The organism is Cupriavidus neocaledonicus (assembly GCF_000372525.1).
Taxonomy (GTDB): Bacteria; Pseudomonadota; Gammaproteobacteria; order Burkholderiales; family Burkholderiaceae; genus Cupriavidus; species Cupriavidus neocaledonicus.
Genome location: NZ_AQUR01000043.1, coordinates 1 through 7834, shown reverse-complemented (window position 1 = coordinate 7834; position 7834 = coordinate 1). Strand labels below are relative to the sequence as shown.

The 7834-nt window shown below is 60.8% G+C and carries 6 protein-coding genes and 4 pseudogenes; 3 read left to right on the top strand and 7 right to left on the bottom strand.

What is annotated here, in order from left to right:
- Positions 1 to 114: 114 nt before the first annotated feature.
- Positions 115 to 324, top strand: a pseudogene (locus A3AG_RS0100615) (IS21 family transposase); the annotation flags it as partial.
- A gap of 100 nt (positions 325 to 424) precedes the next feature.
- Here the strand turns inward: A3AG_RS0100615 and A3AG_RS0100610 are convergent.
- The 4 genes and pseudogenes from A3AG_RS0100610 to A3AG_RS32625 form a co-directional block, all read right to left on the bottom strand.
- The gene (locus A3AG_RS0100610) at positions 425 to 631 is read right to left on the bottom strand and encodes a hypothetical protein (protein WP_012354803.1); all 207 of its coding nucleotides are present in this window, start codon (positions 629 to 631) and stop codon (positions 425 to 427) included.
- Positions 628 to 1395: pseudogene (istB, locus tag A3AG_RS31055) on the bottom strand (IS21-like element helper ATPase IstB). The gene A3AG_RS0100610 and the pseudogene istB overlap by 4 nt, the downstream one beginning before the upstream one ends.
- Entirely contained in the window at positions 1382 to 2884 is a 1503-nt protein-coding gene (istA, locus tag A3AG_RS0100600; RefSeq protein ID WP_012354806.1) for an IS21 family transposase, read from the bottom strand. The pseudogene istB and the gene istA overlap by 14 nt, the downstream one beginning before the upstream one ends.
- 806 nt (positions 2885 to 3690) lie before the next feature.
- Positions 3691 to 3801 (bottom strand): annotated as a pseudogene (locus tag A3AG_RS32625) (transposase domain-containing protein); the annotation flags it as partial.
- A 147-nt stretch (positions 3802 to 3948) separates the two neighbouring features.
- Here A3AG_RS32625 and A3AG_RS34665 point away from each other — a divergent pair.
- Both A3AG_RS34665 and A3AG_RS34660 read left to right on the top strand, forming a co-directional pair.
- On the top strand, positions 3949 to 4161 hold the full coding sequence (locus tag A3AG_RS34665) for an ATP-binding protein (RefSeq protein ID WP_331935451.1): 213 nt from the start codon (positions 3949 to 3951) through the stop codon (positions 4159 to 4161).
- A 2-nt stretch (positions 4162 to 4163) separates the two neighbouring features.
- Positions 4164 to 4391 (top strand): ATP-binding protein, encoded by a 228-nt coding sequence (locus A3AG_RS34660; protein ID WP_240988366.1) that lies wholly within the window; start codon positions 4164 to 4166, stop codon positions 4389 to 4391.
- Positions 4392 to 4554: 163 nt separating this feature from the next.
- Here A3AG_RS34660 and A3AG_RS0100590 read toward each other — a convergent pair whose 3' ends face one another.
- The 3 genes and pseudogenes from A3AG_RS0100590 to A3AG_RS0100585 all read right to left on the bottom strand — a co-directional run bounded on the left by A3AG_RS0100590 (position 4555) and on the right by A3AG_RS0100585 (position 7671).
- A complete protein-coding gene (locus tag A3AG_RS0100590) occupies positions 4555 to 4890 on the bottom strand; it encodes a hypothetical protein (protein WP_012354810.1) in 336 nt (111 codons plus the stop codon).
- A gap of 1164 nt (positions 4891 to 6054) precedes the next feature.
- A pseudogene (locus tag A3AG_RS33805) lies at positions 6055 to 6352 on the bottom strand (hypothetical protein); the annotation flags it as partial.
- Positions 6353 to 6432: 80 nt separating this feature from the next.
- Entirely contained in the window at positions 6433 to 7671 is a 1239-nt protein-coding gene (locus A3AG_RS0100585; protein WP_012354743.1) for an IS4 family transposase, read from the bottom strand.
- Positions 7672 to 7834 lie beyond the last annotated feature (163 nt).

The following is a 7834-nucleotide window of genomic DNA, read 5'->3' as shown; positions in this document are numbered from 1 at the left end:
CTCTCCCTCCGGCCATTCCACGCGCTCCAGCCGGTAGCCCTTCCAGCAACCCAGTGCTTGCAGCGTCTTGCGATCCAGCACACATCCCCCTGATACCTGAAGAAACAGACATCAGCATACAAAATGTGCTCTTTCGGGCCACGGTTTTCTGCGAAGAACCAGAAAAAGGGCATCGTGGAATCGGGAGTCAAGTACGTAAAGAACAGCTTCGGGCCGCTGCGCGACTTCCGCGACCTCGCCGATGCCAACCGCCAGGTGCGCGCCTGGGTCATGGCCGAGGCCGGCACTCGCATCCACGGCACGACGCGCCAGCAGCTGTTGACGGCGGTGTAAAAGCGGCAGTAAATGGCGGCGTACGGTTGGGTAAGAAGGTCAACAGCAAGGGGCCGCATGCGGCCCCTTGCTGTTTGGGTTGGACAGCAGGTTAGAACGGATCGTCGAGGCTTTTCTCGGGGGGCGAGCGCTGCTCACTCAGCAGGTCATGCAATGCGAGCTGGTAGTGAGCGCAGATCCGCTCGCGTAGATCGTCGATGAGTTCGACGACGGCGAGCGCCTGCTCAGCGGACCAGTTGTCTGGGATCAGGAAGTCGAGCCCCTGGGTGATGCCTGACGGCAGATGCAGATGCGTCATGATGGTTTTTTCTCCGCCCGGGCCACGCTGCGTTTCTTTGCTCGCTGATCGGCCCGCTCGCGCGCTTCCTTGACGCGATACGACTCGCCCTCGATCGCGATGACTTCGGCACGATGCACCAGTCGGTCAACCAGCGAGACGACGCAGGCGGCATTCGGGAACACCTCAGACCATTCGACGAATGGTCTGTTTGTTGTAACCACCGTACTGGTGGCGCCATATCGGCGACTGATGAGCTCGAACAGCAGATCGGCATGTCGGTTTGAGTACGACAGGTAGCCGACCTCGTCGATGACCAGCACGTCCGGCGAGGCATAGCGGTGCAGGCGCCGACGCAAGGCCGAATCGCTGTCAAGAGCGGCCAGCTCGCCGAGCATCTGGCAGGCGGTGGTGAACAGCGCCGTGTGCCCGTGGACGAGCGCCTGATAGGCCAGATTCAGCGCCAGGGTCGATTTGCCGACGCCGTTCGGGCCGATCAGCACGACGTTGGCCGAGTCCTTGACGAACTCCAGCTACATCAATTCCTCGACGGCGGCCCGGTCGCAGCGCGTCGGCCACGTCCAGTCGAAGTCGCACAATGGCTTGAAGTTGCCCAGGCGGGCATCCCGGATGCGTCGCTCCAGCGAGCGACGCGAGCGCTCCTCTTCTTCCCATTGCAGCAGCGGCGCTACCCATCCAGCATCAGCGACCTCCGGCCAGTGCGCCAGCAGCCCATGCAGGCGCAAGGCATTCGTACGGCTTTGCAGGTTCTCAGGCGTGTTCATTGGCATCTCCAGCGATCTGATCGTAGATGTCGAGCCGGTGGGGTATGACCAGCTTGTCCTTGTGCCGGACGTGTTCAGGCAGATGGATGCCCACCGGCGGGGGTGCATGGCGCGCTTCGCGCCGGCGCTCCAGCGCCAGGCGCACCGGATTCTGGTGAGGTGCCGCGTCGCTGGCGAGGGTTTCCTCGATCGCCGCTTGCAGTTCGGCGGCGCCATACCGGTCGAGCAGCCGCAGCAGGTGGGTGGTGATGTTGCCCAGATTGCCGCCCCGTTCCGCCGCGCGCAGCAACAGCGCCTGGCTGGCCGGCGCCGCCCGAGCCAGATGGTCAAGTCCGCGATGGTGGCGGGCTTCGCGTTTGCGTTCGACCAGGGCGTTGATGTGTGCGGCAATTTCTATCTGCGCGCCGCGATCGTAACTGCGCTCATGAGTGGCGAGCAGTTCCGTGCCATCGAGGATGCGTACCTGCCGGGGACTGGCCCGCACCGTGAGCGTGCGTCGCACATGGGTATGCGGGATCGTGTAATCATTCAGGCCGAAGCGCACGTACGGTGTCTTGCCGACCTTGACGTTCTGTTGCGGTTCGCACGGATAGGGATTCTCCGGCAAGGCGAGCAGGCTGGGCTGCTCGCGGCAGAACGCCTCGCGTACGCTGATCGTCGGTTCTTCCCGGCAGGGGCGATCGGCCGCAAGTCCCGCACACCAATGGGCGGCTTGAGCGTTGAGCTCATCGAGGTCGGTCACGGTGCGTCCGGCGAAGAAGTTCTCGCGCACGTAGCGGATGGCGCGCTCCACGCGCCCTTTCTCGTTGCCACGGGCGACGGCAACCGGCCGGGGCTCGTAGCGGTGATGCGCCGCGAACGCGAGCAGCGTCGGATGGAAACGGATCGCATCTCCCTGGCGTTCCAGAACGGCGCTCTTCAGGTTGTCGTAGAGCAGGACCCTGGGCAGGCCGGACCAAGCCTCGAAGGCGCCGGCATGGCCGGCCAGGAAGCTATCCATGCGCGCATCGAGGAAGAATCTCAGATAGATCTGCCGCGACCACGACAGCACCATCACGAAGGCCATCAGCGGCCGGCGCGCGCGGCCGATCTGCAGATGGCCGAAGTGTCCCCAGTCAACCTGCCCTTGTTCCCCCTGCAGGGTGCGCAAACGCAGATAGGCTTCGGGCAGTGGGCGCGGCCGGTGCAGCGCGATCATGTGCCGGAAGTGGTGCTGGCTCCCGCGGTAGCCACGCTCGGTCACCATCGCATACAGGCGGCTGGCCGTGAGCGACGGGAACTTCTTCAGCGTCTCATGGATGAATGGCAGGTAGGCGTCGATCTGCGAGGGCCGCTGCACCGTGCCAATCCGGGGTAGGCCGGCCTGTGCCAGCACACGTTGAACGGTGTCGCGGTGCACATGCAACTGGCGCGCGATGGTGCCGGCGCGCCATTTCTCGACGTGGTAGTAACGCAGAATCTGGGCTTCGAGTTCTACTCCAATGGTCATGGGTCGTGTCCTGTGCGGTCAGTCGTACGAACATCACGGAAGACCCTACGACGCAGTGGTCCGAGGCGAACAAAGCCCGAGTATGCGCAACGGCAGAAGTGGCAATGCTCAGACACAGGTATTGAGGCGCCAGCGGGCGCCGGTGCTCTGGCCGGCGTCGTCAAGGTCAGCGGCAGTAGAGCATCGGCGGCCTGCGCGACGGAACCCTGATGCGTCACTTTCTTTTGGCGACAGCGATAGCGGCGCATCCGCTCCGCGTGCGCCAGGCGGCCGCGGCGGCTGTGTTGGTAGCGCTGAGCGGCCTCGCGCAGACTGGCGCGGCGCGCTGCTTGCGAGCAGCCGCCATTGCAGTAGACCTGACCGCGGTCGCAGCGGCGGCAAACAATGACCTGCGCCCGGCAATGAGCGCACACAAAGAGGCGGCCCGTGGCCGGCATCGGCAATCCCCCGTTATGCCGAAACGGCCTCGACGGGCTGGACGAGCCGTGCCATACTGGCCCGGCACGCGCGCCCTTGGCACGAGTGGGGCACGACATCGGGATGAACTTGGCGGTTTGGACCGGTGTCGTGCCTGTTTCTTTTCGGCGGTAAATCCGACCTTTTTACCGCATCCCTACTGCGACGTCACCACCTTGCGGAATGCCCGTCACCGGGCGCGTCTGCACTCGCCCTACGGGCTCGTTCCGACGCGCCCGGTGACAACCCTTCAATATCAAATCAGAAGACCTTGGGACAGTCCTGCAATGCAGGAGTTGTTCTGCATCTTTAAGCTACGCCACCGTTTAGTGCCGGTTTTAAACAGCCGTTCACAAGGGCAGCAGAGCCTCATAGTCGTCGGCTGTCTGTGCCTGTGGCAACGCCTTGAACAAGGCAACGAGATACTGATACGGATCTACGTCGTTGGCCTTACAGGTTTTTCACTCCACCCGAATCCAACCGGCGATTCCACGGCAAAGCAACCATGGATTCCACGGGAAGCCGACCATCTTGCCGGGGTAGGAAATCCCGCCTGGTAGAGCGCTGGGATGCAGGGATAACCATGGCACTCTCGATCGCAGGTCAGCATCGACCAGCTCGGCTTCGAAGAACGTCTCGGGCTGCTCGTCGAACGCGAATGCAGCAAGCGCCAGTCGCGCATGTTCTCGGCCCGGCTGCGGCGCGCACAACTTCGCTTCCCAGACGCCGTCCCCGAGGACATCAACTACCGCGCTGCCCGCCGCCTGGACCGGGCCCTGCTGGCCCGCCTGTTGACCGGGGAATGTACTGGGGACACCTGAACGTGATCCTCATCCGCAAGACAAGCCTCGGCAAGAGCTGGCTGGCGTACGCCTTGGCGAACCAGGCTTGCCGACATGGCTACTCCGTCGGCTACCTGCGCATGCCGAAGTTCAGGGAGGAGATGGCTATGGTCGATGGCAGCGGGCGCTTCGGGACGTTGCTGGCCCAATGGGCCAAACCCGACATTCTAGTGGTGGACGACTTTGCGACGACGCCCCTTGCCGACTAGGCGCGCCGTGATCTGCTTGGCCTGCTGGATGTTCAGCACGGCTCGCGCTCAACCGTCGTCACCAGTCAAATCCCCGCTCCGGGCTGATAGGTTGGAGTCGTGGCGCATTCAGCTCCCTGTTAAACGGCCAAGCACACTCGATTTGCGTTTGTGCAGAGTATCCTTAACCATTCTTCTCAAGAGTGATTTGAAGCCTTTCTTTAGGTGTCACGGTTGCTTCGTAGATTGCGATGTGATCGTTCGACGCGAAAGTAACGTGCGGCGTTCCTTGAACATGACCCAACTGTGGGTTCACCGTATGCCCGTAGGGCGTCACTGCGACCGCATCGCCCGGCACGCCTATCTCGTCGAGCGTGAGGGTTCTAGACTGCATCGCGGGATAATCGCCGCTCGATATCGTCGTGGCATGCCACGTGCCGTCGCTACTCTGCCACTGGACTGAGAAGCAGAACACATAGCCGGTTTTGTTTTTTACTGTGATCTTTTGAGCCTGGATCATGATTTTTCCCATGCGAAGAAATTATAGGAATGACGTAAAGGGACTCTCTGCTTAGCGATGCTCGGTCTTCTCCTTGGTCAGTCGAGATAAGTCGCGCCAAAAGCACTTCTGCGGCTATAGGAAGAGAAGGTCGCGGGATATCAATAATGAAGTAAATGCAATCTATGTTCCTGGCGCCCAGGAAAACTGATAACCATCCGAAAAGTGAATAAATCAATACTTATTCTTGGGTGATTTGTTATAATTGTTATATCATTGAACATCATGTTGTCTTAAACTGTACACCGCTGCCCCCGGTTCCCGCCACTGACCTAGCAGGCCGCTGAAATACCTCCAGCGAACGTTGTGAAAAACCGCTAACCCACCGGCCCTATCGGGGAAGTCGCACCTCTTCCGCAGCCTCACCGAGGAGCCCCTCAATCTCGATTTATGCAACAACGCCGCTTCAAGCAATGACGTAGCAAAACTTGATTTTGATCAACAACAGGGAAGTTGGCCATTCTTTCTGCCTTGCCTCGCACATACCATATTGCCTAGACTTCTCTAGCCATTCCTCGTGCTGTTTCAGGAATGACGAACATAGCGAGTTCGTGCCATTTTGGCATCCAGCAGGAAATATTGGAATGGAATGGGCCCAGTGTTTTGCCTCGACGGCATTTCTCAAATCTTTGTAATTGTGGCTCGACATTTAAACTTCAAACTTTCAAGGATCCAATCATGTCTAACATCAAGAAGGCAGTGTTCGGCGCGCTAATGACCATCACTTTGCTCGGGGGCGCGGTGTCTGCATCAGCTCAGCCAGTATGCCAACCCCAGCATCCAGGGCAGACATGCGAGTATGATGCGGTGCTGAAGACCTGCATTTGTAACTAAGAATTGAAAGGCCTGGATAGTACGCTCCATGCCCGTCAATATGGACACCTTCTTTAATCCGCTCCCTCAAAGTTTGACGCCCGTCTAACTTTGAGGGGTGTATTACCAATGCGAGGATATTCCGTTCAACAACGATACGACCATCCTTAATGACCATGGATGCGTAACCAGAAACAGACGGCAATGGGTTCGCCGGGGCTCACAGAATGCACAGTGATAACAGTAAGCTGGGTTGCTTCGCGGCCGCGCCGCCTCTGTTCCATCTTCCTACCAACACCCCGATGGCGTCTAGTCATTGTTGGCATCGAGCGTGCACATCTGGCGGAGGGGCCGGAAGGCTCCACGTGATCCGTCGATCTCATGCGGCAGCCGGATCTGCTCCCACGGCACGACCGGATCGGGCAGTGCCGCCGTGACCAGGGCGCGCGCCCGCTGAATCGCTGATCTGCGGCTCGGGGAGGGGCAGCGACCGCAACGTTTCGGGCGCGCGGGCGACCGCCTGGCGCGACGACGCGCCCGCGTACCAGGCGCGCAGGGCCGCCAAGGCGGCGGCGTCGGGGAAATCGGGCGAGATCATCGTGTCTTGCATCGAAAATCGTTCGCGGGGTGCGTAAGCTTTGGTATGGAGATGGCCAGGCCGGCACCAATCCACCCAAGTTACTGTAAGCATCAACAAGCCTTATAGGCAGCATGATGAGGCTTCTGGCGAGGCGGACGGGGCTTGGCGCGATCCGGTCGCACGCGATGGATACGTGTTGCGATCAAGGCCAAGGTCTCATTCAGAGCAGCCCTGGCCCAGCGCAGGCCGAGCAGAACCGCAGGCAGGACAGGTTTGAGCGCGGTAATGGCGTAGGTACGGTTGATCCGATGGTCCGAGTCAATGTCATGTTCCTGCGCGGCGGTGAGGCAGCATAGGGCGTGCAGGTTGTCACATAGGATTTTGGCGCCGAAGTCCTGCCTGGCGGCCAACTGCGAGAGGCCGGACAGATGTTCGAGTGCCATGCGGTGTTTGAGGCGTTTGAACGCCTCCTCGAGGCGCCAGCGCTGGTGATAGAGATCGCGGAAGGTGGCAGCCGGATAGTGGTGCATGTCGAGCAGATTGGTGATGAGCACGCGCACCTTGCCGGCTGGCGAGATCTGCCGGATCAGCCGGACGGTCTGCGGAGTAGCCGCACACTCATAGTCGCGCGCGTCATTTCGGGCTGGAGCCGGGAGCGTGACGATGGCCTCGTCGCGACCGGAGCGGACGAAGTGCCGCACGGCAGCAAAGCCGCTACCGTCGGCGCGCATGCAGAAAGGGATTTTTCGTTGGTTGAGCACGGCCACCAGCCAGCGGGCGGGGTAGCCGCGATCGAGCAAGAGCAAGTCGTCGGATTGCAGGCGGTCCAGATGCTCGAACAGGATCTGGCGTTCGTTCTCGTGCACGCTGTGCAGTGAGGCGGCGAGCATGATCTCGGCCCCGGGCAGGTATAGGCCGAAGGCGAGTTGATCGCGAGTGGCGGCTCGAGGCAGATGGCTGTGGCGGATGGCGAAACGCAGGTGTGAGGCGTCCGCGGCGACTAGCCGAAAGCCATGCCAGCGCGGCAAATGGTCTGACACCTGCCGAAGCAGCCAGTCATTGAGGTGAGCAAAGACATCGCCGCTGAGTTTGCTGCGAGCCTGGGCGAAGGCTTGTTCACTGACGCAACGGCGCAAGATGTTCTGGCGCGCGAGCGCGGCGAAGAATTGATCGAGTTCGGCTTGTACGCCCATGCGCAAGTTGCCAAGCATGAAGGCGATCAGTGTCGGCAGAGTGAGCTTGCGCTGACGGGTGAATGCGGAGGGTCGTTCGGGATGGCGAGCAAGATCGTGAAAGACCTTGGTGTGCAGATATTCGGTAAGCGAAGCGAACAAATCGGTCAGGGGCATGAGAGCCAAGCGAAGATCGAGAAGCGATCCTCTATTGGCCGCCGCCCTGCTTGCGCTAAACAGCCAGCGCAAGCAGGGCGGCGGCCGCTCGAACCTCGTCACATGTCAAGCGTTCGCGGGGGCAAATCGCGATTCTATTGACGGCTAAACTTGGGTGGATTGG